Genomic DNA, 25,958 nt, shown 5'->3' with positions numbered 1-25,958 from the left:
CCTTACATGCCTAGAATGGTTTTAGCGACGATGCTCTTTTGAATCTCGTTGGCGCCGCCATAAATCGACAGCTTGCGACGATTGAAGTACTGAGCGCTGGCAGCAGCGCTCTGGGCGGCGGTGTCTTCCAGCGTGTCATCACCGTGGAGAAACTCGGGAAAGAACGGCAGCGCGGCAGGCCCCAGCGCACGGCGGGTCAGTTCGCTGAGCTCCTGGCGTAGCTCCGAGCCGCGTACTTTCAGCAGAGAGCTTTCCGCCCCGGGAACGCCGCCCTCCCGGGAGGCGGCAATCACCCGCAGGTTGGTGACTTCCAGCGCCATCAGCTCCAGCTCCGCTTTGATCACCCGTTGGCGAAAGCTGGGCAGCGCCAGCAGCGGCTTGCCGCGATGCTGCATACGGGAGGCCAGCGACTTCAAATGGCGCAGCGCCTGCTTGGCGTGGCCCAGCCCGGCAATGCCGGTGCGCTCGTGGGTGAGCAGGAACTTGGCGCAGGTCCAGCCCTGGCCCTCGTCACCCACGCGGTTTTCCACCGGTACGCGCACGTTATCGAGGAACACCTCGTTGACTTCATGGGCACCGTCGAGGGTGATGATCGGGCGCACGGTAATGCCGGGGGTCTGCATATCGATCAGTAAAAAGCTGATGCCTGCCTGCTTTTTGGCCTGGGGGTCGGTGCGCACCAGGCAGAACATCATGTTGGCGTGCTGACCCAGGGTGGTCCAGGTTTTCTGGCCGTTGACCACATAGTGGTCACCGTCACGCACCGCACGGGTCGCCAGACCGGCCAGGTCCGAGCCCGCGCCCGGCTCGGAGTAGCCCTGGCACCACCAGTCCTGATTGTCGAGAATGCGCGGCAGGTAGTGTTGCTGCTGCGCGACACTGCCGAACTTCATGATCACCGGCGCCACCATGTTGACGCCAAAGGGAACGACCGTGGGGGCGTGGGCGGCGGCGCACTCTTCATCGAAGATATGCCGCTGCACCGGCCCCCAGCCTGGGCCACCGTGTTCGACTGGCCAGTTGGCGGCGAGCCACCCCCGTTCACTGAGAATGTTCTGCCAGCGCAGGTGGTCGTCGGCGCGTAAATGGCGCCCCAGGCGTACCCGCTCACGGATGTCCTCGGGCAGTGAGTCGCTGAGAAATTGGCGGACTTCCTCGCGGAACGCCTGCTCTTCGGGGCTAAACGTCAGGTTCATGAGTGTGCATTCCTGGCAGTGGTCGATGAGGTGTCGGAGGCGGGCTGGGCCAGCGTGGCCTGGCGGTGAGCCCCGCCTGAATGCCGGGGGTAGCCCATGGCTTCCACCGAAAGCAGATCGATATCGCTTTCCCGGTAGCAGGCTCCCTGCTGGGCCAAGGCCAGGCTGGTCTGCTCCAGCGCCGTTTGGGTGCCCTGGGCAGGCGCTTGTGCGGCGGCGTCATGCAGGGTGCTCAGCACGCCAGGGGAGCGCGTCACGACCACATTGGCCCGCAATGCCTTGAGGGTTAACGCCGCCCGCTGCTGGTCCAGCGCGCTGGCGTGGTGATTGACCAGTTCATGGAAGGCGCCATGCTCAGCCAGCACCAGGCTCAAGGAGGCCGAGGGCAGGTCTGTGTCAATGTGTTCGTCAATGTCTTTGTCAATGGCTGCGTCAATGGCTGCGTCAAGGGCTGCGCTGATGGGGGCAGTAAGTGGCCGCAGCGCTAGCGTGACGGCTTGGCCGGGGCAGGTGCTGGCATCCACGCCGGGCGCCAGCAGGCACAGTTCGGTGTTGGCGTCTGCTGTGGGTGTCAGCGTTATCCCCGCCCGCTGGGCGGCCTGCTGCAGCGTGTCGAACAGCGGGTGTTCACCGATCAGCGCTAGCTGGGTGAAGAGGGCCGCGTTCTCTACGCCGGGCACCAGGTGAGGGTTTCGGGCGGCAAAAAAGAGGTGGATCAGTCCTGCCCGTTGTGGGGAGTCCATACAGGCCAGAAACAGTGCCCGCTCCTGGCGCAGGCCCTCTTCCAGCGACGCTGCCTGGGTGCAGGCATCGATGGCTTCGACAATGCGAAACGGCGAAAACAGCTCCGGGACGCTGCTTTCAAGCTGCGCCCGCATGGTAGCCATGGCCTGAGGGTCGGCGTCGGGTGCGGGGAGCTGCCCGGTAATACGCGTTGTCTGCTCTCCCGCCAGCACTGCTCGTGCAGCGGCAAGCCCGGCTTCCAGCGGCGTTGCGGCGTCGCTGATGGCATCGAGGATTCCGATGGCATGAGCTTCCGTGGCCTCCACGAAACGCCCGCTGGTGATGATGTCTAGTGCATTTTTCACACCCGTCAGCCGGGGTAGGCGTTGGGTGCCGCCTGCGCCGGGCAGCAGGCCGAGCTTCACTTCTGGCAGGCCAACACGAGTGCTTGCCAGCGCCACACGATAGTGACAGCCCAGCGCAACTTCCAGGCCACCCCCCAGCGCCGTGCCGTGCAGCGATGCCACCAGCGGTTTGGGACATGCTTCCAGTTGGCTAATCACGTCTGGCAGAAGCGGCGCCTGGGGCGGTTTGCCAAATTCGCGGATATCTGCCCCGGCGATGAACGTGCGCCCCTCGGCCATGACCACCAGCGCCTGTGCCTGCTGGTCGGCGATGCCTTCTTGCAGCGCGTCGAGCAAACCGCGCCGCACGGCCTGGCTCAAAGCGTTGACCGGTGGGTTGGCGATACTGATGACACCCACCTCGCCATGCCGCTGGTAGTGAACACTCATGATGGCTCCCGTGTTTCGCTATATGAAACTAAGCATTGTTATTTGGAATATACATCGATCATGGCTAAAGACGCCGCTGGAGTCAATAATTCAAAACATTGTTTTGCATTGCGGAATTTATGGCTTCGAATAAAAGGCCGCACAGTGGCGGCCTGGGGTAAAAGATGAGGCGAAATATGAAGCGCGGCGTGAGGTAGGCTTGTTGAGGTAGGCCCGGCGATGAGGTGCACATGGGACACCCGCCACGTCAGCGTAAAGTGGCCCACCGCAGCTCGCCGTCTTTTCAGACAGAGCCTAGAACACTGGATTCAACCCAGCCTCTTCCAGCGCGGTGCGACGCACCTGCATCCAGCCGTCGATGAACGCCGTTTCGTCTTCGGGGGCATCGGCTTGATACGCTTCCCAGGTCTCCATCAGCAGCTGTTGCCGCGCTACCAGGGCATTCTGGTGGGCCTCCATGGCATCGTCCCACACGCCGGTCTGTTGGTAGTAGGCCACCACGGCATCGTGAAAGGGCACCACCCAGGTCATGTTCTGGTTTTCCAGCGCATAGCCGCTGGCGCCGGGGGCGTTGTCCTTGTAGTCGTCAAAGGACTCCACCAGCGTGGTGATCAGCCCGGTAACGGTGTCCGGTGCCAGGTCGGCGTTACTCACCATGATCGGGTAGGGGTAGCTGGCGCTGGCCAGCGGCTGCTCGGCATCGATGCCCGCGCCAGAGGTCACGTCGTGGGGCTGGAAGTAGGGGGCTACCTCCAGCATGCGTGCCCAGCCTGCGTCATCGTCTGCGGGTAGCGCTGGCCACTGCAAGCCGCGTGGGCTGGCCGCCAAGCGCTGGGCCGCCGGAGTGACCGTGGTGGTAATCGCCGCATCGGCACGGCCGCTGATGATGCCGTCGAAGGCGGCGTTGTAACCGGGGAAATCGACACGCTGCACGTCATCCCAGGTCAGCCCGGCAAACGCCAGATAGGCTTCGGCGGCCTTGTTCAGGGCATCGTCGCCACGCAGGTAGGCTAGCCGTTTGCCCTTGAGGTCGGCGATGGAATCGATCTCCACGTCGCCAGCTACCGCCATGCCCAGACCGAAGCTGGCCATGGCGGTGGAAATGACCCGTATGGGCTGTGGACCCCAGTCCGGTCCGGCAAACATCATGACGCCTTCCAAGCCGTAGTAGCTGGCAATGCCGCAGGCACACAGATCCACGCGGCCGGTTTTGAGCGGCGTCATGCGCATGGTGTCATTTTCACCGGGAATGACCCGGGACTGAGTGCCATGCTCCTCCTGAAGCAGCTGGCTGATCGCCATGATCTGGGCGTGGCCGCTGGTGCCCGTGCCATACGCCGTCCAGTTCAAGGTGCTGGGCATGGCGCTGGCGCTGCCCGCGGCCAGCAGGCCAGCGGTGACGCTACTGAGGGCGAGGGTAAGCGTTGTTCTTGTGTTCATGATCTCTCCTCGTGGTGGGTATCAAGCGTTGGCCGTCAGCGAACGCTGGTGGTGGCGCTGGCTAAGCCGCGCAAGGGCAACCCCTGGCAATAGTGCTGCCGCGGCCAGGCCAATCAACTCCCACTGGCTCAGCGGAACCATGCCGCCCCCGGGGAGCGCCAGCAGCAGGCCCGCTACCAGCACCAGACCACGAATGATTGCCTCTTGCAGCATGCCGTATCCCAGCCGCCCGACGCCCATCAGATAGCCCTGCATGGCCGATGCGAACAGGATGATGCCGATGATGGCCTGAATGAATACGGCGACGATCACCAGTGGCTCGCCCTGCATGATCAGCGCCGGGTTGAGGACGAACAGGAAGGGAATGAAGTAGATCACGCTGCCCAGGCGCATGGCCTGCAGGCCGGTCTCCATGGGGCGGGCGCCCGCCACCGTGGCGGCGGCAAAAGCTCCCAGCGCCACGGGGGGTGTGATGAAGCTCAGCATGCCCCAGTAGAGAATGAACATGTGCACTGCCATGGGGTCCAGGCCGCCGCCTTGAATCAGCGCCGGGGCCAGCGCCACGGCCAGGAAGATGTAGGCTGCGGTCACGGTCATGCCAATGCCCAGCACGAAGCTGGTGACCGCCCCCATGATCAGCAGCAGCGGTACGCTGCCCCCGGCGATGTTGATGAAGTCGTTGGCAATGGTGCCTGAAAGGCCGGTCATGGAGAGCGCGCCCACCAGCATGCCGACCCCTGCCAGAATGGCGATGAGTTCGGCAAACAGCTTGGCGGCCGAAGAGAGCGTGTCGGCAACATCTTTCCATCCCCAGCGGTTCTGGCGGGAAAGCTGGTTGAGTACCAGCAGCAGGGCGGTTGCGTAGAACGGTGCCACCGCTTCGCGCTGCATGACCAGCAGCATCCACACCAGCAGGCCAAAGACGAAGATGAAGTACCAGCCCTCCTTGAGGGTTTGCCAGACCGATGGCAGCTCTACCGCAGGCAGCCCCTTGACATCATGGCGGGCAGCGTAAGCGTCGATCTGGATGAACAGCCCCAGAAAATAGAGAATCGAGGGAATGACGGCGGCCAGCGCAATGGTGGAGTAGGGCACGTCCAGGAACATGGCCATGACGAAGGCGGTGGCGCCCATGACCGGTGGCATCAGCACGCCTCCGGTGGATGCACAGGCTTCGACGCCGCCAGCGAACGAACGGCTCATGCCGATGCGGCGCATGGCGGGGATCGACAGCACCCCGGTAGTCAGCACGTTGCTGATCACGCTGCCGCTCATGGAGCCCATCAGGCCGCTGGAGAAAATCGATACCTTGGCAGGGCCGCCGCGCACATGGCCCAGCAGTGCAAAGGCCAGGTTGATGAAAAACTTGCCGCCGCCGCTTTTTTGCAGCACGACGCCAAACACCAGAAAACCGATGACCAGCCCGGCAAAGGCCTGCAGTGGCACCCCCATGATGCTCTCGGTGCTCATGGTATGGTACATGGCCGTTTCAGACAGGCTGGAAGGAAACGCTTGAATCGGGCCCGGTACGATATCCGCCACCAAGGGGTAAAGAGAGAATAGCCCGGCAATGATGGCAATCGGCAGGCCGCCCGCCCGGCGGGCAGCTTCGATGATGAGAACCCAGTAGGCGTAGCTGGCGTAAATGGCAGTATCCGGGGCTGAAAATGCCCAGCCGCGCTCGAGAATGGACACCGCGTTATAGACGAAGTAGCCGCCAATCACCAAGGTGATGGCGCTGAGCAGGTAGTCGTACCAGGGGATGGTCTGGTCCTGCTGTCGGCTGAGCATGGGCCATAGCAGAAAGACCAGCGGCAGCAGCAGTGCCACTACTGCGTAATAGAACTGGGTTTCGAGCCCGGTCACGAAGGTGAGCCAGCCCCAGTTGAACAGGTAATCCAGCGTCATCATCATCAGCAGCACGGTGACGGCTGCGGGAACCCAGCGAAGCGCAGGTGGCAGCTCGCGGATTTGGCTGATCTTTTCTTTGACCTGCGGGGCATTAACAGGCGCGGTATCGGTGGTCATAGGGCGTTCCATCAATCAGCTGGGGCGGCGAGCGCCGCCCCGAGGCGAGTTACTCGAAAATCGGCTCGAATCCGGCGTCGGTCAATGCCGAGGCGCGGGCCGCCATCCACTCGGTAGTGAACGCGTCCGAGTCGCTGGGTGCGTCTGCCATGAACGCCTCCCAGGCTTGCAGCAGGACATTTTGCCGCTCGACCAGCTGATCCTGGTGAGCCTGCATGTCATCGGTCCATACGTCGATTTCCTTGTAGTACTCCACCACCGCATCGTGGAACGGCACTACCCACTGTAGATCCTGGTACTCCAGCGCGTAGCCCACGGCTCCCGGCGCGTTGTCCTTGTAATCGTCGTAATGGTCATTCATGGCTCGAATCAGACCATAGGCGACCTTGTCATCCAGGTCCTGATTGGCCACGACGATGGGATAAGGGTAGCTGGCGCTGGGGACCGGGTTGTCCGCGCTGATGCCGCCCGCGCCTGCGGTGACTTCATGGGGCTGAAAATAGGGGGCAACTGCCGCCATGCGCTCCCAGCCTGCTTCATCGTTTGGATCGAGCACCGGCCAGCTGATGCCTCTGGGGCTACTGGCCAGCTGCTGCGCAGGGGGCGTCACGGTCGTCGTGAAGGAGGCATCCACATCACCGGCGATGATGCCGTCGAAGGAGCGTGCGTAACCCGGATAGTCGACGCGCTCCACGTCGTCCCAGGTAAGCCCACCGAAGGCCAGATACGCCTCGGTGCCTTTGTTCAGCGCATCGTCACCACGAATGTAGGCAATGCGCTTGCCAGCCAGGTCCGCCGGGGTTTCAACGCCCAGGTCGCCTGCCACGGCCAATGACAGGCCGAATGACGCCGTGGATGTGGTGATCACGCGCAGCGGCTGTGGGCCCCAGTCGCGATCAGCGAACATCATGACCCCTTCGGCGCCGTAGTAGCTGGCGATACCGCAGGCGCACAGGTCGACACGTCCTTGTTTCAGGGGCGTCATGCGGGAAACGTCGTTGTCGCCGGGCAGTATGCGCACCGAAGAGCCGTAATGGTTCTGCAGCATGTTGCCGATGGCAACGGCCTGGGCGTAGCCGCTGGAGTTGGTGCCGTAGGCCGTCCACGCCATGGTGCGCGGCAGTTCTACTTCGCTGGCGTGGCTGACGGCCGCACCCAGTAGAGAAAGCGGCAGGGCGGCGATGAGCAGGCGGTGAGCAAATGGATGCATTTTCATGCTCCTTTATTGTGGTTGTGATGGTCGCTATCGGGTTGTTACGCTTTGCTACAATGTGTTTTGCTATGCGGTATTTGATTCTGCTAAGTGGTCAGGTGATAGTAGGTAAGCCAGCAGAGGCTGTCAACGCCGTTTGATGAAGTACCCAAAAATGCCGATTGCTAAATGCAAAAAGCCGAGCAATGGCTCGGCTTTTCGATTTATTTTCAATGGCTTGAATGACTGGGCTATGGGGAGAACTCACGCCAGGCAGCATAGGTGCTCAAAAACACGCGGCCAGACAGTTCTTCGAGGAAGTCGCTCTTCTTCAGTTGATCCATGACCGGCCCCTTGACCTCGGCAAGGTGCAGCTTCACTTCGGAATCCTTCAGCCGTGCGTTGATGGCATCCAGGCTTTCCAAGGCCGAGGCGTCGATCAAATTGACGGCCGAACAGATCAGTACCACGTGTTCCAGCTCGGGTCGGCTGGCCACCAGGTTGTAGACGGTATCTTCGAGGTAGCGGGCGTTGGCGAAGTAGAGGCTCTCATCGATGCGCAGCAGCGCTGCATGCGGGGCGGTTTCGACATCATGGCGCTCGGTATTGCGAAAATGTTCGGTGTCGGGCACCCGACCTACCAACGCGCTGTGGGGGCGGCTGGTGCGATAGAGAAAAAGTGCGATGGAGAGCGTGACGCCGCCAATGATGCCGGCCTCGATGCCTTCGACCAGAGTCAGCAGAATCGTGACCGCCATGGCGGCAAAGTCACTGCGGGAGTAGCGCCAGGTCTGGCGCAGCATGGGAATGTCCACCAGCGTCAGGATGGAGACCGTGATGGTGGCCGCCAGGGTGGCGATGGGCAGGTAGTAGAGCCAGCCAGTGAACGCCAGCGTCACCAACCCAATGCCCAGGGCGGCAAAGGCCCCTGCGGCCGGGGTCTGTGCCCCGGCATCGTAGTTGATCACGGTGCGCGAGAGCCCGCCGGTGACCGGCATGCCACTGGTGAAACCTGCCGCCAGATTGGCGGCGCCCAGGCCGATCAACTCCTGATTGGGTGAGATACGCTGGCGGCGTTTGGCGGCCAGCATCTGGCCCATGGAGACCGACTCCACAAACCCCACCAGACTGATCAATAGAGCAGGAATCAATAGCGCCCGCCAGAGTGAGGCGTCGCCCCAGGGCAGGCTGAACGCGGGCAAACCGCTGGGAATCGTACCCACCACCGCCACACCCTGATAGGCCAGCTGCCAGTGCCAGGTGACCAGCGTCGTGATCAGCACGGCAAATACCGGGCCTGCCTTGGTCAGCAGGTCTGCCAGGGATACAGGCACGCCTACCCAGATCAACGAGCGTTTGCCGTAGCGGCGCAGCGCCACCAGAAACAGCAGCGTCCCCACGCCAATGGTTGCCGTGTAGGGATTGATGTCAGGCAGGTTGGGTAGCAGCGTCATGAGCCGTTCGACGAGCGTAAAGCCGCTGCTGGCAATTCCCAGCAGGCCGCCCAGCTGGCTGACCGCAATCAGAATGCCGGAAGCCGTCAGGAAGCCAGAGATGACCGGGTGGCTCAGGAAGTTGCTGAAAAAACCCATTTTCAGGCTGCCCATGATCAGCAGGATCATGCCCGAGAGCAGCGACAGCACCAGTGCGGCTTGCAGGTATTCGGCGCTACCGGGGGCGGCCACCGACGAAAGTGCCGCTCCCGTCATCAGCGCAATGATGGCCACGGGCCCCACCGCCAGGGTTCGGCTGGTGCCCAGCAGGGTGTAGAGCAGTTGGGGAAGAAGACTGGCGTAAAGCCCTACCACGGCAGGCAGCCCGGCCAGCAGAGCGTATGCCAGCGACTGGGGAATGACCATGACCGTCACGATCAGGCCCGCCATGAGGTCGGCCCCCAGCAGGCGCCGATGATAGTGGGGTAGCCAGGCAAGAATGGGCAAATAGCGCTTCAACATGGTTTCTCGCAGCGTTGGCCATATCAGGAAAAACGGAACCTGCAAAACGGAACATAGTTTAGCCTGTTTAGTTATAAAAATGTCATGCCCACTTGCCTCAAGGCCAAATATTACCTTTTGCTATCCCCCCAAAGTGCTACTTATTTCAAATGCGTAACTGGTTAAGCTGACTGAGTGGTAAACGCGGTCTGTATTGCGCCATGACTCGACGATCTCAACAATAAAAGAGTACTCACTATGCGACTGCTTCGCTGGCTGTTACCGCTGCTATTGATCAGTGCTGCCGTCGGGATGACCTGGCGAGGAGGCTTCTGGGCGTATGCTGGGCTCGCCAGTGCCCTTGTCGCGGGGGGCGCGCTGGTGGCCGCCGCCCTGTACGACGTGTACCGTGCCGATCATCAACGTTTGGTATCGGTGCCCCGCAATATCAGGCCGATTCAGGACTATGGTGCGCTACGCGGCATGGCGTATCGCCTGATGCATCGCGCCAGCAGTACTGCCATTGCCTCGGCGGAGGTGTCCCATTACGCCGACCTGATGGCCCAACGTCTTGCCAAACAAGAAAACATGGCCAGTGAGGCCTCTTCCAGCATGAGCGCCATCAACGCTGCCATCATGCAAGTCAGCGCTAGCGCGACACAGGTAGCGACCCTGGCCGAAAGCGCCCAGCGGGCGAGTCATGACAATCATGATGCGCTGGCCGATATCATTCAGGACATGACCGATGTGGCCGAGCGCTCCGGCCTGGCGTTGGATATGCTCACCGAACTTAACGACAAGATCGAACGGGTGCGCAGCGTGACTTCCATGATCGAGGGGGTGGCCGAACAGACCCACTTGTTGTCGCTGAACGCATCCATCGAAGCTGCCAGGGCCGGCGAGCATGGCCGAGGCTTTGCGGTGGTGGCGGGAGAGGTGCGCGACCTGGCGTTGAAAACGTCCACGGCCACCCAGAGTATCGATGGGCTGGTCAAGGATATGCACCAAAGCGGCCAGAGTGTCGTCAGCACCATGGGCGGGCTGATGACCCGGATGCGAGACCGGGCTGAGGAGATGCAGCAGGTAGGGAGCAGCCTGGCCACCATTACCCAGGAGTTCGACCAGGTGCAGCAGGAAATCACCAGCGTGGCGGGTGCCATGGACAGTACGCGGGCCCACAGCCAGACCGTGGCGGACAGCCTCGACCAGCTGGAGCACGATGTAGATGAAGGGAACCGCCATATGCACGCCCTTGCCCAGCAAGCTCACGCCTTGATGGAGGCTGCCGAAAGCGTGGATGCAGAGCTGGCCCAGCAACATCTTGAAGGGCGCCATCAGCAGGTATTCAAGGTGGCTCGACAAACCGCCGACCAGATTGGCAAGCTGTTCGAAAAGGCCTTGAGCCGAGGCGAGCTATCGGAGGCCGCGCTGTTCCATCCAAATTATGCGGTGATCCCCGGGACCCAGCCGCCGCTTTATCATACCGGCTTCGATGCCTTCACCGACCAGCAACTGCCCGCCCTGCAGGAGCCGCTGTTGGCAGGTCACGGCCTGAGCTACGCGATTGCCTGTGACCGCAATGGCTATGTGCCCACCCATAACGCCGCGGTGAGCCGTGAACCCACTGGCGACCCGCAACACGACCTGAAATATTGCCGCAGCAAGCGCATTTTCGATGACCCTACCGGTCGCCGCTGTGGTGCCCATGAGCAGCCGCTGCTGCTGCAAACCTACAAGCGCGACACGGGCGAGATCATGCACGACCTGTCGGTTCCCATTCATGTGCACGGCAAGCACTGGGGTGGCTTCCGTGTGGGGTATCAGCCTGAGCAAGCCGCACAGCTTCAAGCCGTTGAGCAGGCACCTGCCACGCTGGCCTCAAGCGGCCGCCTGGCGCGGACGTGATTGCCAGGACGACCATGAATAGAGCGCCAGGCCTGTCCAGATCATCAGAAACGTGACGAGCTGAATCAGGCCCAGCGGCTCTCCAAACACGGTCAGTGCAATCAAAAACTGAATGCTGGGGTTGATGTACATCAAGAACCCCAGGGTGGCTAGCCGCAAGCGGCGTGCGGCCCCGGCAAACGCCATCAGCGGCAGGGCCGTGAGGATACCGCTGACTACCAGTAACGCCGACATGGGCGCGTCGTGCAGGAAGTGTGACGTGCCTTGCCAGCTCATCCAGCTCAGCGCCAACAGGGCCAGCGGGAAGAGCAGCAGTGTTTCCACGAACAGGCCAGACAGCCCATCCAATGGCACCTGCTTGCGAAAGAGCCCATAGCTGCCGAAACTCAGCGCCAGCAGCAGGCTGATCCACGGCAACTCCCCCAGCATGACGAATTGCACGGCAATCGCCAGGCTGGCGAGACCAAGCGCCACCAGCTGTAGTCGGGCCATGACTTCTCTGAGCACCAGCATGCCCAACGCAACGTTGACCAGCGGGGTGAGAAAGTAGCCCAGGCTGGCTTGCAGCACCTGCTTGCTCTCTACGGCATAGATGTAGATGCCCCAGTTGAAGGCAATCAGCAGCGCGCAGGCGAGCACCCTGCCCAGGCGTCTGGGCTCGACCAGCGCGGCCACCACCGGAGGCCAGCGGCGCAGGACGCTGATCAGCCCGACCAGGAACAGGCATGACCACAAAATGCGGTGGATCAGAATTTCAAAGGCGGGTATTCCATCGAACAGCGCAAAGAACAGCGGAAAACAACCCCACATGGTATAGGCGGTCAAACCGAACATGACGCCCTTGACCGCTTCAGGGTCTCTGGGTGCAGATGGAAGCATAGCAGCCTCATTAACTAAAAATGCTAATCTAGCACACAATCGGCCAAGACATTGATGCAAAGGAGGCATGGCATGAGCCAACTGAAAACCAGCCTGGTGCAGTGCGATTTGCGCTGGGAAGACCCCCACGCCAACCACACGCATTTGGCCAAACTGCTGGGCGACCTGGATAGCCGGGACACGGACTTGATCGTGCTGCCCGAAATGTTCGCCACCGGCTTTACCATGAACTCTCGCGAGATGGCCCAGCCCATGGCCGAGAGCCAGAGCGTGGCCTGGCTGCAAGCGCAAGCGCAGGCTCGAGGTTGCGTGATGACCGGCAGCGTGGCCGTCGTGGAGGATGGCCAGTACTACAACCGCATGGTATGGGCAACGCCCGACGGCGAACTGCGCTACTACGACAAGCGTCACCTGTTCCGCATGGCGGGAGAGCATGAGCGATACGGCATGGGGTCGGCACGGCAGATCGTCGAACTCAAGGGATTCAAGCTGCAGCTCAGCGTTTGCTACGACCTGCGGTTTCCCGTGTGGATGCGCCAGCAGCCAGCAGAAGGCGAGCATTTCGAGTATGATGCCGTGCTGTGCGTGGCTAACTGGCCCGCCCCTCGTCGCCATCCGTGGCGCACGCTGCTGCAAGCACGCGCGGTGGAAAACCTCGCCTATGTGATAGGCGTCAATCGTGTGGGCGAAGACGCCAAGGGGCTGGCCTATAGCGGCGACTCCATGCTGGTCGATTTCAAGGGCGAACCGCTCATCGACCATCCTGCCCATACCGCGTTCATCGATACCGGAACGCTCGACAAGACGGAACTGGATGCCTTTCGTGACAAATTTCCTGCCTGGCAAGATGCCGATCGCTTTTCGCTACTGCCAGGAGTGGGCCAATAATGCGCCTTGATCGTTTTTTGAGTGAAACCTCTGCGCTGACCCGCAGCCTCGCCAAGCGCGCCTTGAAAAATGGCGAAGTGACGCTGAATGGCGAGCCCATCAAGCAAGCCGCCACCCATATCGACACGGCCCAGGATGAGGTGCGTCTGAATGGCGAGCGTCTCGAGCTGGTGGGGCTGCGCTATATCATGCTGCACAAGCCCAAGGACGTGGAGTGCACTGCACGCCGGGGACTGTATCCGCGGGTCATTGATATCATCGATGAGCCCAAGGTAGAACGCCTTCAGCCGGTAGGGCGCCTGGATGTGGACACCACCGGACTGCTGCTATTGACCGATGACGGGCAGTGGTCCCACCGAGTGACATCGCCGCGCCACCGCTGTGCCAAGGTGTATCTCGCCGAACTGGCCGAGCCCATGGAAGGTGAGGCGGCTCAGCAGGCGGTCGAGCGCGTGGCCGAAGGCCTGCTGCTCGAAGGTGAAGAGACCCCCACCCAGCCGGCCACGCTGCGTTTCATTACCCCGCAGCAGGCAGAGCTGACCATTACCGAAGGCCGCTACCATCAGGTAAAGCGGATGTTTGCTGCCTTGGGCAACCACGTCGAGGCGCTTCATCGGCACTCGATCGGCAGCCTTGCGTTGCCCGATGATTTGGCACCAGGCGAGTGGCGAGCGCTGACCCAGGAAGAGATCGACAGCTTCTAAACGGGTCATATTTATACCGTTATCTTGTCTAAACTGAAAATGTGCACGCGGCTTTGGATGTTTTCAGGCGCTGGCGGAGAGGCTCGGGTCGAGCCTCTCCGCCAGAAATTTTTTTGCCAGAAATGTCCTTGGTGATCAGATTCTCAGCCAGCTCACGACAGGTGAGCGGCACTCAAAAGCGCTTGGGTATACGGGTGGCGAGGGTTGGCCAGCACGTCAAGACAATCCCCCTGTTCGACCACCTCGCCATCTTTCAGCACCATGATGCGGTGTGCCATGGCGCGGACGACGGCCAGGTCGTGGCTGATGAACAGATAGCTGAGCTGCCGCCTGGCCTGCAGTTCTCGCAGTAGCGTGACCAGCTGCTTTTGCACTGTGCGGTCCAGGGCAGAGGTGGGTTCGTCGAGGACCAACAGCTCGGGCTCCAGTATGATGGCCCGGGCCACGGCAATACGCTGGCGTTGGCCGCCTGAAAACTCGTGAGGGTAGCGGTCGGCACAGCTTTCGGGCAGGCCGACTTCCTTCAGGGTCTGGCGGACGCGCTCGCGGACCTCGCTGTCGCTCAGGCGCGGAAAGTGAAAGCGCAACCCTTCGCTGACGATGTCGAACACGGGCATGCGTGGAGAAAGCGCGCCGTAGGGGTCCTGAAACACCATCTGCAGCCGATGGCGCTGGCGACGCAGAGCGTCTCCCGTCAGCTCGCTCAGCCGTGCATCGCCCAGGCTGACATCTCCCTCACTGGGCACTAGCCGCATGATGGCCGAGGCCAGCGTGGTCTTGCCCGACCCGGATTCGCCCACGATGCCCAGGGTTTCACCGGGCGCTATGTGCAGATCGGTGGTTTTCAGCGCTTCGAAAGCCGGGGGCTGGCGCTGGAACAGCTGCGTCTTGGGTCGTTTGAAGCTGACGCGCAGCTGGCGGGCGCTCAGCAGGGCAGCACTGCTGAGCGGCGCTGCAGGTCGGCCCTCCGGCTCGGCGGCGATGAGTGCTCGGGTGTAGTCGCTTTGCGGGTTGGCGAAGACCTGTGCGACGGGCCCGGTTTCTTCTACCTTGCCGCGATACATCACGCAGACACGATCGGCATGGCGCCGCACCAGGTTGAGGTCGTGGCTGATCAGCAGCAGCCCCATGCCGTGGTGATCGCGTAGCTCCTTGAGCAATGCCAGAATTTCCTGCTGTACCGTGACGTCCAGCGCCGTGGTGGGTTCGTCGGCAATCAACAGTGCGGGGTTGTTGGCGATGGCCATGGCGATCATGACGCGCTGGCGCTGGCCTCCCGAGAGCTGGTGAGGCCAGGCGTCCAGCAGCTCGTCTGGGCGGGGCAGTTTGACCTGCTCCAGCAGCGTACGCGCCCGCTGCCTGGCCGCTTGTCCGCTCAACCCTTGATGCAGGCGCAGGGTTTCCCCTATCTGCTTGCCAATGCGATGCAGCGGGTTGAGCGATGTCATCGGCTCCTGAAAAATGAACCCGACGCGGTTGCCCCGCAGCGTGTTCCAGTCGCGCTCACGCAGCTGGCTCACGTCACGGCCTTCCAGCAGGCGCTGGCCAACGACCTGGGCATTGCTGGGCAGCAAGCCAATGGCGCCCAGCGCGGAGACCGACTTGCCCGAGCCGGACTCTCCGACGATGGCCAGGGTTTCCCCCGCATTCAGCGACAGCGACAGTTTGTCGACCACCACCTGGCCATCGAACGCCACGCTGAAGTCATTCAGGTGCAGCAAAGGGGCAGAGCTAAGTTCAGACATGGGCGGCTTCCCCGGCAGCATTGGCGCCTTGCTTGACGTGGCGAGGGTCGAAAGCATCCCGCAGGCCCTCACCGATGAATACCAGCAGTGACAGCATGATGGCCAGCGTCATGAAGGCCGTGATGCCGAGCCAGGGCGCATGCAGGTTGTTCTTGCCCTGTGCCGCCAGTTCACCCAGCGAGGGGGCGCCAGGGGGCAAGCCGAAGCCCAGAAAGTCGAGTGCCGTCAAGGTGCCGATGGCGCCGGTAAAGATAAACGGAATGAATGTAAGCGTTGCCACCATGGCGTTGGGCAGGACATGGCGCCACATGATGAGTCGGGAAGGAAGCCCCATGGCCTTGGCAGCCCGCACGTACTCCAGGTTACGGGCGCGCAGGAATTCGGCGCGCACGATATCCACCAGACCCAGCCAGGAAAACAGCAGCATGATGCCCAGTAGCCACCAGAAACCCGGCTGCACGAAGCTGGCCAGAATGATCAGCAGGAACAGCACCGGCAGCCCGGACCATATTTCCGTGAAACGCTGGCCGATGAGATCCACCTTGCCGCCGAAATAGCCCTGCAGGCCACCGGCAATGACTCCGATGACCAGCGAGCCTGCGGTCAACACCAGCGCGAAGGCCACCGAGAGACGAAAGCCGTAAATCACCCGGGCCATGACATCGCGCCCTTGATCATCGGTGCCCAGCCAGTGGCGCCCATCGGGTGGGGCCGGGGAAGGACGGCTCATCTGCATGTCGAGGGTTTGATACGAAAAGGGGATGATGGGCCAGAGCGCCCAGCCATGGTCGCTGATCTGCTGTTGGATGAACGGATCGAGATAGTCGGTTCGGGTGGGCAAAAAGCCGCCGAACTCGGTTTCCGGATAGTCGACCAGCAAGGGAACGTACCACTGCCCTTCGAACTGCATCACGATGGGTTTGTCGTTGGCGATCAGCTCCGCGAACAGGCTGATGATGAACAGTACGCCAAACAGCCACAGCGAGATGCGTGCCCGCCGGTTGGCCTTGAACGCCGCCCAGCGCCGCCGGGTAATCGGGGAAAGGCGGGAGGAGATGGCGTGCATATCAGGACTCCCTGGAGGCGAAATCGATACGTGGGTCGACCCACACGTAGGTCAGGTCGGAAATCAGCTTGAGCACCAGCCCGATGACGGTATACAGGAACAGGGTGCCGAAGATGACCGGGTAGTCGCGTTGCATGACCGCCTCGAAACCCAGTAGCCCCAGGCCATCCAGCGAGAAAATCACTTCGATGAGTAGCGCACCGGTAAAGAAAATGCCGATCATCGCCGACGGTAGTCCGGCAATGATGATCAGCATGGCATTACGAAACACGTGACCATACAGGATACGCTGCTCGTCGGCGCCCTTGGCGCGCGCCGTCAACACATACTGCTTGTGGATTTCATCCAGGAAGCTGTTCTTGGTCAGCATGGTGAGCGTGGCGAAACTGCCGATGGCAGCGGCCAGTACCGGTAGCGTGATATGCCAGAAGTAGTCCTTGATTTTGCCCCAGGTGGAAAGGTCGGCAAAATCGGGGGAAGTGAGGCCTCTCAGCGGGAACCAGTCGAGATACGAGCCCCCCGCAAACAGCACGATCAGCAGGATGGCGAACAGAAAGCCGGGGATGGCGTAGCCGACAATGACGAGCCCTGAGCTCCACACGTCGAATCGAGACCCGTGTCGCAGCGCCTTGCGAATGCCCAGCGGAATCGAAATCAGGTAGACCAGCAGGGTGGTCCACAGGCCCAGCGAGATGGAGACCGGCAAACGCTCGATCATCAGCTCGATCACCGGGCGGTCGCGAAAGAAGCTGGTGCCAAAATCGAAGGTCAGATAGTCCAGCATCATGCCGATAAAGCGCTCATGGGCGGGTTTGTCGAACCCGAACTGCTGCTCCAGCTGTTCGATGAAGCGTGGGTCGATACCGCGCGCGCCACGGGAGTCATCGCTTACCTGGATATCGGCACCGCCCATGTCCAGGCGCGTGCTGGCCATGGCGTCGGCCCCTTCGAAACGGGCCAGCATCTGGTCGATAGGCCCTCCCGGCGCTGCCTGAACGATCACGAAGTTCAGCAGCATGATGCCGAGCAGTGTCGGAATCATCAGTAGCAATCGACGAAGTGTGTAGCGTGCCAAGGTGCACCCCATGAAATGAGAGTTGAGCGGTTGTCTTGTTCTGCGTTCAGCGGCGGTTGCGACGCTCCAGCGCAGCTTCGCGCTCACTGTCGACCCACCAGGCATCCAGGTCCATGGCGTAGGCGGGTGCCGGGTCGGGATAACCAAACTTGTCCCACACGGCAATCCGGGTTTCCCCCGAGTGGTAGTGTGGAATCACATAGAACCCCCAGCGCAGCACACGATCCAGCGCGTGGGTGATGGTGTCGAGGGTTTCTCGATCCTCGGCGCGAATCAGCTGTTCCACCAGCGAGTCCACGGCCGGATGCGCCAGAGCCATACGGTTACGACTCTGCGGTGACTCGGCGGCCGCGCTGGTCCAATAATCGCGTTGCTCGTTGCCGGGGTTGTTGGATTGGGGGAAGTGGCTGATGACCATGTCGTAATCGTAGCTGCGCACGCGGTTCAGATACTGGTTGATATCGACGATGCGCATGGAGGTCTGGATACCCAGGCGCGCCATGTTACGCAGCATGGGCTGGACCACGCGCTCCATGCCGGAGTCGTACATCAATACTTCCAGACTTAGCGGACGGCCCGTCTGCTCGTTGACCAACACGCCATCCTCCACCACATACCCTGCGTCTTCCAGCAGCGTCAGCGCACGCCTGAGTCGCTCGCGTAGCTCGACAGGCTGCTCGATGGGCAGCGGGTCGGTAAACAACCGCTCGGATCGATGCGATGCCAGCAGCTCGTCACGGAAGGGGTCGAGCAGTGCCAGCTCCTCTTCGGTAGGCAGGCCGACGGCTTCCATCTCGGAGTTTTGAAAGAAGCTCTCGGTACGATAATACGTGCCGTAAAAAATATTGGTGTTCAGCCACGGAAAATCGAAGGTGAGGCTTAACGCTTCACGTACCCGTGGATCTTGAAACTTCTCGCGACGCAGGTTGAACACGAAGGCCTGCATCATCGAGGGATTGACATCGGGAACGGTAAGACGTTTGACCTGCCCCTGACGATAGGCAGGGAAGTCGTAGCCAATCGCCCAGGTGGCAGCGCGGGCATCGATGCGAAAATCGGTCAAGCCTGCCTTGAAAGCTTCCCAGGAAATATCACGATCCCGGTAATACTCATAGGCAATGCGGTCGATGTTGTAGCGCCCGACATTGACGGGAAGGTCCTTGCCCCAGTAATTGTCGTCGCGCTGGTAGACGATGCGACGGCCAGGGTCGACCTCGCTGATGCGGTAGGGACCAGACCCCGGATGGGCCGCCAGGGTGGGGGCGGTAAAGTCGCGGGGTTCCCAGTAATGGCGCGGCAAGATCGGCAGCTGCGCGACGATCAAAGGCAGTTCTCGGGACTGGGTGTCATTGAACTCGAAACGCACCTGATGCTCATTGATGGCCGTGACCCGTTCGACCCCCGCGTAGTAGCTGGCGTAGAAAGGGTTGCCCTGTTCGCGCAGCAGGTCAAAGGTGAACACCACATCGTAAGCGGTGACCGGCTCACCATCCTGAAAGCGTGCCTGCTCGTGCAGGTCGAACTCGATCCACTCGCGCTCAGGGTCCAGGCGCACGCCACGGGCCAGCAGGCCATACAGGCTGAACGGCTCGTTGGGGTTGCTGGCCATCAGCGTGTCGTAAATTTGTGAAATGCCGGTGGCCGGAGTACCGCGAATGATAAAAGGGTTGGTGGAGTCGAAACTGCCACCCACGGCGGTATGGGTGATGGAGCCGCCCTTGGGAGCCTGCGGGTTGACGTGGGGGAAGTAGGCAAAGTCTTCGGGCAGCTCAGGGCTATCGTAAAGCGATAGCCCGTGCACCGTGGGGACGGGAACACCACTCTCACCTAGCGGTGAAGCCCATAGAGTGGCACTCAGCAGTAGGCCACTGACCAGTAGGACTGCTTTTGACAACAACTCACCGCGTGGCATTGGTAACGTCCTGTAGTGGCAAAACCGGGGGTGGTCACGGGGGGCTGGCTGCGCTAGCCATCCGATAACGAGAGCAACTGACCGGGCTGCAGGGCTTCTGGGCGATCCAGCCCATTCCACCTGATTAAATCTTGCTGATCAAGATTATAGCGCGCGGCAATTGTGGAAAGATTGTCGCCCCGTTCAACGCGGTGTACCGAAGGGGAGTCCGCTGCCACGTAGCTGCCGCTGGACTGCGATAGCTGCGCCAGCACCTGGGTGTCCACTTCTTCGGGTACCAACAGTGTTTGAGCGCTGTTGGGGTCGATGCTGCCATTCAGCAGGCCCGGGTTCAGCTCGGCCAGGGCCGACTGACTGACATCCAGCATGCGAGAGGCTTGTGCCAGGCTGACGGGCTGCTCCAGCTGTACTTTGGCGAAGGCCGGTTCCGCGTGAATGTCAGGCAAGCTGACGCCGTAACGTTCAGGATTGTCGATGATGGTGGCAATGGCTTTCAATTTGGGAACGTACTGCATGGTCTCGTTGGGCAGCGCCAAATCCCAGTAGTGGCCCGCCATGCCCTGATTCTGAGCCTGCTGGCGAGCACGATTGACTGTGCCAGCGCCGGCATTGTAAGCCGCCAGGGAGAGCATGATGTCGCCTTCGTACCACTCGTCGGCCTGCATTTCCAGGTAATTGAGCGCGGCGTCGGTGGAGGTCACCACGTCCAGGCGGCCATCGTACTGACCGTTGCGAACCAGGCCCAGTGCATCACCGGTGCCGGGCATGAACTGCCATAATCCGGCGGCACCCATATGGCTGCGGGCGCTGGGGTCGAAAGAGCTTTCGACAAAGGGGATCAGGGCAATTTCACCGGGCAGGCCTCGCTCGGATACCTGTTGGGCAATCCAGGCAAGCCAGGGCGTGGCACGCTCGGTGATCGAAGCGATATTCTGGGGGCTGGCGCTGTAGAATTGAATCCACTCGTCTACCCGTGCCTGGGCATCGGCGGGCAGGTGCTTCTCCTGCCACTGAAAACTCGAGCGCAGGATGCTCCAGGCGTCCTGAGGTTGCAGTTCGAGAGCTTCCCAGAAGTGGTGCTGAAACGCAGTGGGTCGGGCCGTCAAGGCATCCTCAGCATCACCTAGCGCAGAGGAGTCGGTATTGCTGGTGTGGGAGCCCCATTGGGGATCCGTGGCAGAGGCTTGAGTATTCGCAGCGGCGGCCAAAAAAAGGCCCATAATAACCGTACTGCCGGCGCTCAATAGCAAGCGCTGGCGAAGCGTTCGATAAGTCATAGTGTGTTCGTTTCTATTCGATAGCGTTCTTAAAAACGGTTCTTCCACTCACGCAGAGTGGTGAACGTAGCGAGTTCGTCGTCATTTGCCCCTTGCATGCCTGCGGCTTGGCGCACACTCTCGGTACCGACACGCAGGTAGGGGTTGATCGTCAGCTCGCGTCCTATCGTGCTGGGTAAGGTGGGCCTGCCTAGCGCCCGGGCCTTTTCGCACTCCTGTTGTGCGCGTGTTACAGCATCGTTTTCAGGATCCGCAGCACGTGCAAAGCTCAGATTTGCCTGAGTATATTCATGCGCTGCAAAGACCAGTGTTTCCTGGGGGAGTTCCGCAAAACGACGCAATGAAGTCAGCATCTGCTCTGGTGTGCCTTCGAAAAGGCGGCCACAGCCGGCATGAAACAACGTGTCGCCACAGAAAAGAAGGGCGGGAATACCTGGCGTAAAGTAGCTGATATGATCGAGCGTATGGCCTGGGGTTTCCATCACTTCGAAGGCGCGGCCCAGTACTCTTACCTGGTCGCCCTCGCCGACGCGCTGGTCGATACCCTGAATATCCGGGTTGTGCGGGCCAATCACCATGGGCGAGTAGCGCGCTTTCAGTGCCGCCAGCCCGCCGGTGTGGTCATGATGATGATGCGTGATCAAAATCGAATCGAGGGTCAGGGATTCCCGCTCGAGGAAATCGATCACGGGGGGCGCTTCACCGGGGTCCACCACGCAGACGCCTTGACTGTTATCCTGTCTTATCAGCCAAATATAGTTGTCGCTTAAGGCGGGTATCGGTGTCACGCTCATCATGGGCGAGATCCCTCGGAGTTTGTCAGACCTGCTTGAAAAATTTGCCGTGCGCTGCGTAGCGTGGCAGCGCGCCCCTCAAAAGCCCAATACTGTGGAGGCAAGTGCCGTTCATGTCAAATTCGCCCAATGCACCGCGCCTTGCCCACTCGCTTGCAGAGGCGCGAGCCTACTGGCAGACAGACGCTGGGCGCGCTTTGTGGGATGCGCAGCGTGCTTGCCTTGGGCCCGTGGTGGAAGGCAGAAAAGGTGGGCATAGCCTTGAGATGGGCATGGCCCCGCCATTGATGACCATGTCCGGCATTGCTCATCAGGTGGTCTGGGCGCCCAGCAGAGAGGCCGCCCATAGTGAATCCACCCTGATTTGCCCCCCGGAACAGCTGGCACTCCCGGACCGCTGTCTGGACGTCATGGTGATTCATCATTGGCTCGAATATTTGCCGGATGCACACCACACGCTTCAGGAAGCCGCGCGGGTCACGGCAGACAACGGCGTGCTGGTGCTGTTTGGCTTCAATCCAGTGGGCCTCAACGGGCTCAGTCGCCGGTGGCGCAAGGCCGAATATCCTTGGCAAGGCCAGTGGCGCACGGTGAACCGCTTGCGGGACTGGCTCGCGTTTGTCGATTTCGAGGTGGAGCGCGTAGACTACTGCTGTTTTCGTGGCCCCATGAGCACCACTTGTCGCGAACGCTGGGAGCGGCTTGGCCGACGCCACAACATGCCGCTGGGTGAGAGTTACATGATTCAGGCGCAGCGTCGGCAGCATCATGCTCCCATTCAACGCGTCAAGTTCGGTTTGCGTACGCCGGTTTCGTCATCGATCGGTGCCACACGCACCAGCGCAGCCGCCCGGCTACCCGCTGGAAAACGTTGTATAGAAAAGGATAGTGAGCGTGAGTAACCAAGCAGCCAATGGGCTGCCCCGTGTCACGGTGTATACCGATGGGGCGTGTCGTGGCAATCCTGGCCCCGGCGGATGGGGAGTGCTGCTGGTCAGCGGTACCCATGAGAAGACCTTGAAAGGCTTCGAAGCGAACACCACCAATAATCGTATGGAATTGATGGCGGCCATCATGGCGCTGCGCACGCTCAACAAGCCCTGTGATGTGGCGTTGTGGACCGATTCGCAGTACGTTCGCCAAGGCATTACCCAGTGGATTCACAACTGGATGAAACGTGGCTGGAAAACCGCCTCCAAGCAGCCGGTGAAAAATGCCGAGCTCTGGAAATCCCTGCACGAAGAGACCCAGCGCCATCGTGTCGAATGGCATTGGGTCAAAGGGCATAGTGGCCACCCCGGTAACGAGCGCGCCGACGCCTTGGCCAACGAGGCCATCGATGAGCACCAGAGGAGCAAGACCCCATGCGCCAAGTGATTCTGGATACCGAAACGACTGGTATCGACCCCAAGGATGGCCACCGTCTGGTAGAGATTGGCGCCGTCGAAATGATCAATCGGCGGTTTACCGGGCGCACGTATCACCAATACATCAACCCTGAGCGTCATATCGATGCCGAGGTGGTGGCCGTCCACGGCATCGATGATGCCAAAGTAGCCAACGAGCCGGTATTTGCTCAGATTGCCGACGCGTTCTGGGCCTTCATCGATGGGGCCGAGCTGGTCATTCACAACGCGCCGTTCGACGTGGGCTTCATCGACCACGAACTGAACATGCTCAACAAGCGGCGCAAATCGCCGATACTGGGGCCGGTCAGGGAGCACTGCCGTATCCTGGACACGCTGGTCATGGCCCGCGAAATGCACCCTGGCCAACGCAACAATCTGGACGCGCTCTGCAAACGGTACGACATCGATAACGGCCACCGAGTGCTTCACGGGGCCTTGCTGGATGCGGAAATTCTGGCCGATGTCTACTTGGCGATGACCGGTGGGCAAACGGCGTTGACCCTGGATGCCGAGAGTGGCAATGACCAGCGCGAAGAGCGCCAGGCCAACGAAGGGCTGTCGGTTCAGCGGCTGTCGTTGGCGCCAGGTCAGCTACGAGTGATTCGCCCCAGCGCAGAAGAGCAGGCCGCTCATCAGGCAAAGTGTCAGGCGCATCAACTGCGTTGGCTGTCGGCAAGCGGCGAGAGTGGTACGGCCGATGCTTAGGCGTGAAATCCCGCACCATGCGCGTGAAGGCCGAGTGATTCGCGTCGCGCGCAGTCACATTGCGCCGGCACCGCTGGTGGGTGAGCTATCCCCGCTTCAGCCCCATCAACCCTGGGACGAGCACATGCAGCCCTTGTGCTACTGGCATGATGAGCCCGTGGCCTTGCAGCTGGAGAGTGAGCCTGGGGATGCCTGGATAGAAGGGCGCCAGTGGTTGGCAGAGCTGCCAGCTTCTTGGTTTAGCCTGCTGGCCACGGCATTGCAGGTAGGCGCCTGGCTGGAAAACCACCGTTTTTGTAGCCGCTGCGGTGAGCGGGCATCCAAGCTGGAAGCCGAGTTCGCCATGCACTGCTATGCGTGCGGGCATCGCAACTACCCGCGAATTTCACCCTGTATCATCACGCTGGTGACCCGGGGTGAAGCCATGCTGCTGGCGCGCAGCCCGCGTTTTCCGCCCGGCCGCTACTCTACCCTGGCGGGGTTCATCGAGCCGGGGGAGTCGGCAGAAGAGGCCGTGCATCGGGAAGTGTTCGAAGAGGTAGGCGTGCACGTGGACCAACTGCGCTACCACCACAGTCAGGCCTGGCCTTTCCCGCATTCGCTTATGCTGGGCTATTTCGCCGAGGCCACGACCCAGCGAATCACCATCGATGGGGTCGAAATCAGCGATGCCGCCTGGTTTTCGCCGCGGCAGCTGCCTGCGCTGCTGCCGCCGTACTCTATTTCACGGGATTTGATCGAGACGCATCTGGCCCGTTGGCGCTGATGGCTTACTTGGCCGGGAACAGGCTGGTCAGCTTGGTGGCCAGCATGACGTTGCCGGTCGCCTTGAGCTTGCCGGTCATGAACGCGGTCATGCCGTTGATGTCGCCACTCATGATGCCCTTGAGGGTATCGGTGCTCAGGCTCAAGCTCACAGACGGGTCGTCGTGCTCGCCTTCATGCACCCCCAAGCTACCGTCCTGAACCGAGAGATAGTGGCTGCCAGCATCGGAAAAATGAAACTGGAAAACTTCGTTCATGCCTTTGGCTGCTTCGGGGTCGAAGCGAGACTGCAGTTTTTCAAGCGTATTGGATGACATAAGGTATGCTCACGTAACGAGTTGGTGCGGATTGACGTTATCTCACGAGAGTATTTCAAACAGTTGTTTTAATCAAGCCTCGTTGACACTTCCTCACAATCTGCGGATAAAGCCCGTACACTAATACTTTCCAGCGTTTAAAAATACCTGAGGAGACGAATCATGGCGGAATGGTTGGTGGAAATGGGCACCTTCCTGCTGCAAACCACGCTGGTGCTGGCAGCAGTGGCAGCGTTGCTGATGCTGGTGATGCGTAGCAAGGAGTCCCCGTCATCGGGACTGAAGTTGCAGGTGGAATCACTGAACGATCAGCGTCGAGCCCGTGGCCGACGGCTGCGAGTCAGTACCACCGAGCAGGGCGCCCGCAAGAAACTGATCAAGGCCTTTCGTCAGGAAGAGAAAGCGCGGCAAAAGGCGGCCAAGCAGGGTAAGAATCCCTCTGATTCTGTTCAAAAAGTGTGGGTGCTGGATTTCCATGGCGATATCAAGGCCTCCCAGGCTGAAACCTTTGCCCAGGAAGTGTCGGCGGTGATCGAGGTGGCCACCGCCAGTGACGAAGTGGTGGTGCGCCTGGAATCAGCCGGTGGGCTGGTGCACGCCTATGGCCTGGCGTCGGCCCAATTGGACAGGCTGCGAGAAGCAGGGCTGACCACCACGGTGTGTATCGATAAGGTCGCGGCCAGCGGTGGCTACATGATGGCGTGTACCGCTCACCACATCAAAGCGGCCCCGTTTGCGGTCATTGGCTCCATCGGCGTCGTGGCCCAGGTGCCCAATATTCACCGTTTGCTCAAACGCAACGATATCGATGTGGAGTTGCTCACTGCCGGCAAGTACAAGCGTACCTTGACGATATTGGGAGAAAACACCCAGGAAGGGCGTGAGAAGTTCATTGATGACTTGGAGAATACCCATCGCCTGTTCAAATCTTTCGTTGCCAGCCACCGTCCCGAGATGGACATCGAACAGCTGGCCACGGGAGAAATCTGGTACGGCAGCGAAGCGCTGGAAAACAAACTGGTGGACAGCGTAGGCACCAGCGAAGCCTACCTGGTCGAGCGCATGGCCGATGCGCAGGTATACCGGGTGAAGCTGGAGCCGCCGAAAACCATGGGGCGCAGGTTTGGCCTTGCAGTGTCGGCGGGTATCGAAAATGCGCTGGTGAAAGCGCTGGGGGTGATCGAATCAGCCGATTGGCTGCGTCGTTGAC

22 protein-coding genes are annotated in these 25,958 nt (G+C 60.9%); 8 read left to right on the top strand and 14 right to left on the bottom strand.

Annotated features, from left to right (window positions below; translation table 11 throughout):
• Window positions 1-2: 2 nt before the first annotated feature.
• The 6 genes from IE091_RS06605 to IE091_RS06580 all read right to left on the bottom strand — a co-directional run bounded on the left by IE091_RS06605 (window position 3) and on the right by IE091_RS06580 (window position 9,328).
• Entirely contained in the window at window positions 3-1,196 is a 1,194-nt protein-coding gene (locus IE091_RS06605) for an acyl-CoA dehydrogenase family protein (protein ID WP_189463128.1), read from the bottom strand.
• Window positions 1,193-2,713 carry an enoyl-CoA hydratase/isomerase family protein gene (locus IE091_RS06600; protein ID WP_189463127.1) on the bottom strand — a complete coding sequence of 507 codons (1,521 nt, stop codon included), beginning with the start codon at window positions 2,711-2,713 and terminating at the stop codon, window positions 1,193-1,195. The genes IE091_RS06605 and IE091_RS06600 overlap by 4 nt, the downstream gene beginning before the upstream one ends.
• Window positions 2,714-3,007: 294 nt before the next feature.
• Window positions 3,008-4,153 (bottom strand): TAXI family TRAP transporter solute-binding subunit, encoded by a 1,146-nt coding sequence (locus IE091_RS06595; RefSeq protein ID WP_189463126.1) that lies wholly within the window; start codon window positions 4,151-4,153, stop codon window positions 3,008-3,010.
• 21 nt (window positions 4,154-4,174) lie between these two features.
• Complete coding sequence (locus tag IE091_RS06590) at window positions 4,175-6,181, bottom strand: TRAP transporter permease (protein WP_189463124.1); 2,007 nt, start codon at window positions 6,179-6,181, stop codon at window positions 4,175-4,177.
• Between the two features lie 49 nt (window positions 6,182-6,230).
• Complete coding sequence (locus IE091_RS06585) at window positions 6,231-7,391, bottom strand: TAXI family TRAP transporter solute-binding subunit (RefSeq protein ID WP_144984801.1); 1,161 nt, start codon at window positions 7,389-7,391, stop codon at window positions 6,231-6,233.
• A 233-nt stretch (window positions 7,392-7,624) separates the two neighbouring features.
• Window positions 7,625-9,328, bottom strand: a complete 1,704-nt coding sequence (locus IE091_RS06580) for a SulP family inorganic anion transporter (protein ID WP_096922955.1) — start codon at window positions 9,326-9,328, stop codon at window positions 7,625-7,627.
• 237 nt (window positions 9,329-9,565) lie between these two features.
• Between IE091_RS06580 and IE091_RS06575 the strand changes: the two genes are divergently transcribed.
• Window positions 9,566-11,212: a methyl-accepting chemotaxis protein gene (locus IE091_RS06575; protein ID WP_189463123.1), complete on the top strand. Its 1,647-nt coding sequence runs from the start codon at window positions 9,566-9,568 to the stop codon at window positions 11,210-11,212.
• Here the strand turns inward: IE091_RS06575 and rarD are convergent.
• Entirely contained in the window at window positions 11,186-12,091 is a 906-nt protein-coding gene (gene rarD / locus IE091_RS06570; RefSeq protein WP_189463121.1) for an EamA family transporter RarD, read from the bottom strand. The genes IE091_RS06575 and rarD overlap by 27 nt on opposite strands.
• Window positions 12,092-12,163: 72 nt before the next feature.
• On the opposite strand from rarD, the gene IE091_RS06565 reads away from it, so the two are divergent.
• Together IE091_RS06565 and IE091_RS06560 are read left to right on the top strand one after the other, a co-directional pair.
• On the top strand, window positions 12,164-12,979 hold the full coding sequence (locus IE091_RS06565; protein ID WP_039177846.1) for an amidohydrolase: 816 nt from the start codon (window positions 12,164-12,166) through the stop codon (window positions 12,977-12,979).
• Window positions 12,979-13,683, top strand: a complete 705-nt coding sequence (locus IE091_RS06560; RefSeq protein WP_096922958.1) for a pseudouridine synthase — start codon at window positions 12,979-12,981, stop codon at window positions 13,681-13,683. Before IE091_RS06565 ends, IE091_RS06560 begins: the two co-directional genes overlap by 1 nt.
• A gap of 152 nt (window positions 13,684-13,835) precedes the next feature.
• Here the strand turns inward: IE091_RS06560 and IE091_RS06555 are convergent, their stop codons facing one another.
• Genes IE091_RS06555 through gloB form a run of 6 tightly spaced genes read right to left on the bottom strand, consistent with a single transcriptional unit; the run spans window position 13,836 to window position 21,555 of the window.
• Window positions 13,836-15,428, bottom strand: coding sequence for an ABC transporter ATP-binding protein (locus tag IE091_RS06555; protein ID WP_039178421.1), 1,593 nt, complete (start codon window positions 15,426-15,428; stop codon window positions 13,836-13,838).
• Window positions 15,421-16,494, bottom strand: coding sequence for an ABC transporter permease (locus IE091_RS06550; protein WP_096922960.1), 1,074 nt, complete (start codon window positions 16,492-16,494; stop codon window positions 15,421-15,423). Before IE091_RS06550 ends, IE091_RS06555 begins: the two co-directional genes overlap by 8 nt.
• A 1-nt stretch (window position 16,495) precedes the next feature.
• Window positions 16,496-17,569, bottom strand: a complete 1,074-nt coding sequence (locus IE091_RS06545; RefSeq protein ID WP_039178423.1) for a microcin C ABC transporter permease YejB — start codon at window positions 17,567-17,569, stop codon at window positions 16,496-16,498.
• A 46-nt stretch (window positions 17,570-17,615) separates the two neighbouring features.
• Complete coding sequence (locus IE091_RS06540) at window positions 17,616-19,481, bottom strand: extracellular solute-binding protein (RefSeq protein WP_189463120.1); 1,866 nt, start codon at window positions 19,479-19,481, stop codon at window positions 17,616-17,618.
• A gap of 53 nt (window positions 19,482-19,534) precedes the next feature.
• On the bottom strand, window positions 19,535-20,758 hold the full coding sequence (locus tag IE091_RS06535; RefSeq protein ID WP_189463118.1) for a transglycosylase SLT domain-containing protein: 1,224 nt from the start codon (window positions 20,756-20,758) through the stop codon (window positions 19,535-19,537).
• A 29-nt stretch (window positions 20,759-20,787) separates the two neighbouring features.
• The gene (gene gloB, locus IE091_RS06530) at window positions 20,788-21,555 is read right to left on the bottom strand and encodes a hydroxyacylglutathione hydrolase (RefSeq protein WP_189463116.1); all 768 of its coding nucleotides are present in this window, start codon (window positions 21,553-21,555) and stop codon (window positions 20,788-20,790) included.
• 110 nt (window positions 21,556-21,665) lie between these two features.
• On the opposite strand from gloB, the gene IE091_RS06525 reads away from it, so the two are divergent.
• Genes IE091_RS06525 through nudC form a run of 4 tightly spaced genes read left to right on the top strand, consistent with a single transcriptional unit; the run spans window position 21,666 to window position 24,432 of the window.
• On the top strand, window positions 21,666-22,454 hold the full coding sequence (locus tag IE091_RS06525; protein ID WP_189463115.1) for a class I SAM-dependent methyltransferase: 789 nt from the start codon (window positions 21,666-21,668) through the stop codon (window positions 22,452-22,454).
• The gene (rnhA, locus tag IE091_RS06520) at window positions 22,447-22,929 is read left to right on the top strand and encodes a ribonuclease HI (protein ID WP_039177860.1); all 483 of its coding nucleotides are present in this window, start codon (window positions 22,447-22,449) and stop codon (window positions 22,927-22,929) included. The genes IE091_RS06525 and rnhA overlap by 8 nt, the downstream gene beginning before the upstream one ends.
• Window positions 22,917-23,666 (top strand): DNA polymerase III subunit epsilon, encoded by a 750-nt coding sequence (gene dnaQ / locus IE091_RS06515; protein WP_189463113.1) that lies wholly within the window; start codon window positions 22,917-22,919, stop codon window positions 23,664-23,666. Before rnhA ends, dnaQ begins: the two co-directional genes overlap by 13 nt.
• Window positions 23,659-24,432, top strand: a complete 774-nt coding sequence (gene nudC, locus IE091_RS06510) for an NAD(+) diphosphatase (RefSeq protein WP_189463111.1) — start codon at window positions 23,659-23,661, stop codon at window positions 24,430-24,432. Before dnaQ ends, nudC begins: the two co-directional genes overlap by 8 nt.
• A gap of 4 nt (window positions 24,433-24,436) precedes the next feature.
• Here nudC and IE091_RS06505 read toward each other — a convergent pair whose 3' ends face one another.
• The gene (locus IE091_RS06505; protein ID WP_039177868.1) at window positions 24,437-24,748 is read right to left on the bottom strand and encodes an SCP2 sterol-binding domain-containing protein; all 312 of its coding nucleotides are present in this window, start codon (window positions 24,746-24,748) and stop codon (window positions 24,437-24,439) included.
• A 162-nt stretch (window positions 24,749-24,910) separates the two neighbouring features.
• On the opposite strand from IE091_RS06505, the gene sohB reads away from it, so the two are divergent.
• Window positions 24,911-25,957: a protease SohB gene (gene sohB, locus IE091_RS06500; protein ID WP_189463110.1), complete on the top strand. Its 1,047-nt coding sequence runs from the start codon at window positions 24,911-24,913 to the stop codon at window positions 25,955-25,957.
• Window position 25,958: the final 1 nt, after the last annotated feature.

The organism is Vreelandella hamiltonii, from assembly GCF_014651775.1.
Classification (GTDB): domain Bacteria; phylum Pseudomonadota; class Gammaproteobacteria; order Pseudomonadales; family Halomonadaceae; genus Vreelandella; species Vreelandella hamiltonii.
The sequence above is the reverse complement of the archived record's forward strand: the minus strand, read 5'-3'. Positions and strand labels throughout refer to the sequence as shown.

What these genes read in the sequence shown, in the direction of transcription:
- IE091_RS06605 (WP_189463128.1), bottom strand. Translation starts at nt 1,196, where the DNA reads ATGAACCTGACGTTTAGCCCCGAAGAGCAGGCGTTCCGCGAGGAAGTC.
- IE091_RS06600 (WP_189463127.1), bottom strand. Translation starts at nt 2,713, where the DNA reads ATGAGTGTTCACTACCAGCGGCATGGCGAGGTGGGTGTCATCAGTATC.
- IE091_RS06595 (WP_189463126.1), bottom strand. Translation starts at nt 4,153, where the DNA reads ATGAACACAAGAACAACGCTTACCCTCGCCCTCAGTAGCGTCACCGCT.
- IE091_RS06590 (WP_189463124.1), bottom strand. Translation starts at nt 6,181, where the DNA reads ATGACCACCGATACCGCGCCTGTTAATGCCCCGCAGGTCAAAGAAAAG.
- IE091_RS06585 (WP_144984801.1), bottom strand. Translation starts at nt 7,391, where the DNA reads ATGCATCCATTTGCTCACCGCCTGCTCATCGCCGCCCTGCCGCTTTCT.
- IE091_RS06580 (WP_096922955.1), bottom strand. Translation starts at nt 9,328, where the DNA reads ATGTTGAAGCGCTATTTGCCCATTCTTGCCTGGCTACCCCACTATCAT.
- IE091_RS06575 (WP_189463123.1), top strand. Translation starts at nt 9,566, where the DNA reads ATGCGACTGCTTCGCTGGCTGTTACCGCTGCTATTGATCAGTGCTGCC.
- rarD (WP_189463121.1), bottom strand. Translation starts at nt 12,091, where the DNA reads ATGCTTCCATCTGCACCCAGAGACCCTGAAGCGGTCAAGGGCGTCATG.
- IE091_RS06565 (WP_039177846.1), top strand. Translation starts at nt 12,164, where the DNA reads ATGAGCCAACTGAAAACCAGCCTGGTGCAGTGCGATTTGCGCTGGGAA.
- IE091_RS06560 (WP_096922958.1), top strand. Translation starts at nt 12,979, where the DNA reads ATGCGCCTTGATCGTTTTTTGAGTGAAACCTCTGCGCTGACCCGCAGC.
- IE091_RS06555 (WP_039178421.1), bottom strand. Translation starts at nt 15,428, where the DNA reads ATGTCTGAACTTAGCTCTGCCCCTTTGCTGCACCTGAATGACTTCAGC.
- IE091_RS06550 (WP_096922960.1), bottom strand. Translation starts at nt 16,494, where the DNA reads ATGCACGCCATCTCCTCCCGCCTTTCCCCGATTACCCGGCGGCGCTGG.
- IE091_RS06540 (WP_189463120.1), bottom strand. Translation starts at nt 19,481, where the DNA reads ATGCCACGCGGTGAGTTGTTGTCAAAAGCAGTCCTACTGGTCAGTGGC.
- IE091_RS06535 (WP_189463118.1), bottom strand. Translation starts at nt 20,758, where the DNA reads ATGACTTATCGAACGCTTCGCCAGCGCTTGCTATTGAGCGCCGGCAGT.
- gloB (WP_189463116.1), bottom strand. Translation starts at nt 21,555, where the DNA reads ATGATGAGCGTGACACCGATACCCGCCTTAAGCGACAACTATATTTGG.
- IE091_RS06525 (WP_189463115.1), top strand. Translation starts at nt 21,666, where the DNA reads ATGTCAAATTCGCCCAATGCACCGCGCCTTGCCCACTCGCTTGCAGAG.
- dnaQ (WP_189463113.1), top strand. Translation starts at nt 22,917, where the DNA reads ATGCGCCAAGTGATTCTGGATACCGAAACGACTGGTATCGACCCCAAG.
- nudC (WP_189463111.1), top strand. Translation starts at nt 23,659, where the DNA reads ATGCTTAGGCGTGAAATCCCGCACCATGCGCGTGAAGGCCGAGTGATT.
- IE091_RS06505 (WP_039177868.1), bottom strand. Translation starts at nt 24,748, where the DNA reads ATGTCATCCAATACGCTTGAAAAACTGCAGTCTCGCTTCGACCCCGAA.
- sohB (WP_189463110.1), top strand. Translation starts at nt 24,911, where the DNA reads ATGGCGGAATGGTTGGTGGAAATGGGCACCTTCCTGCTGCAAACCACG.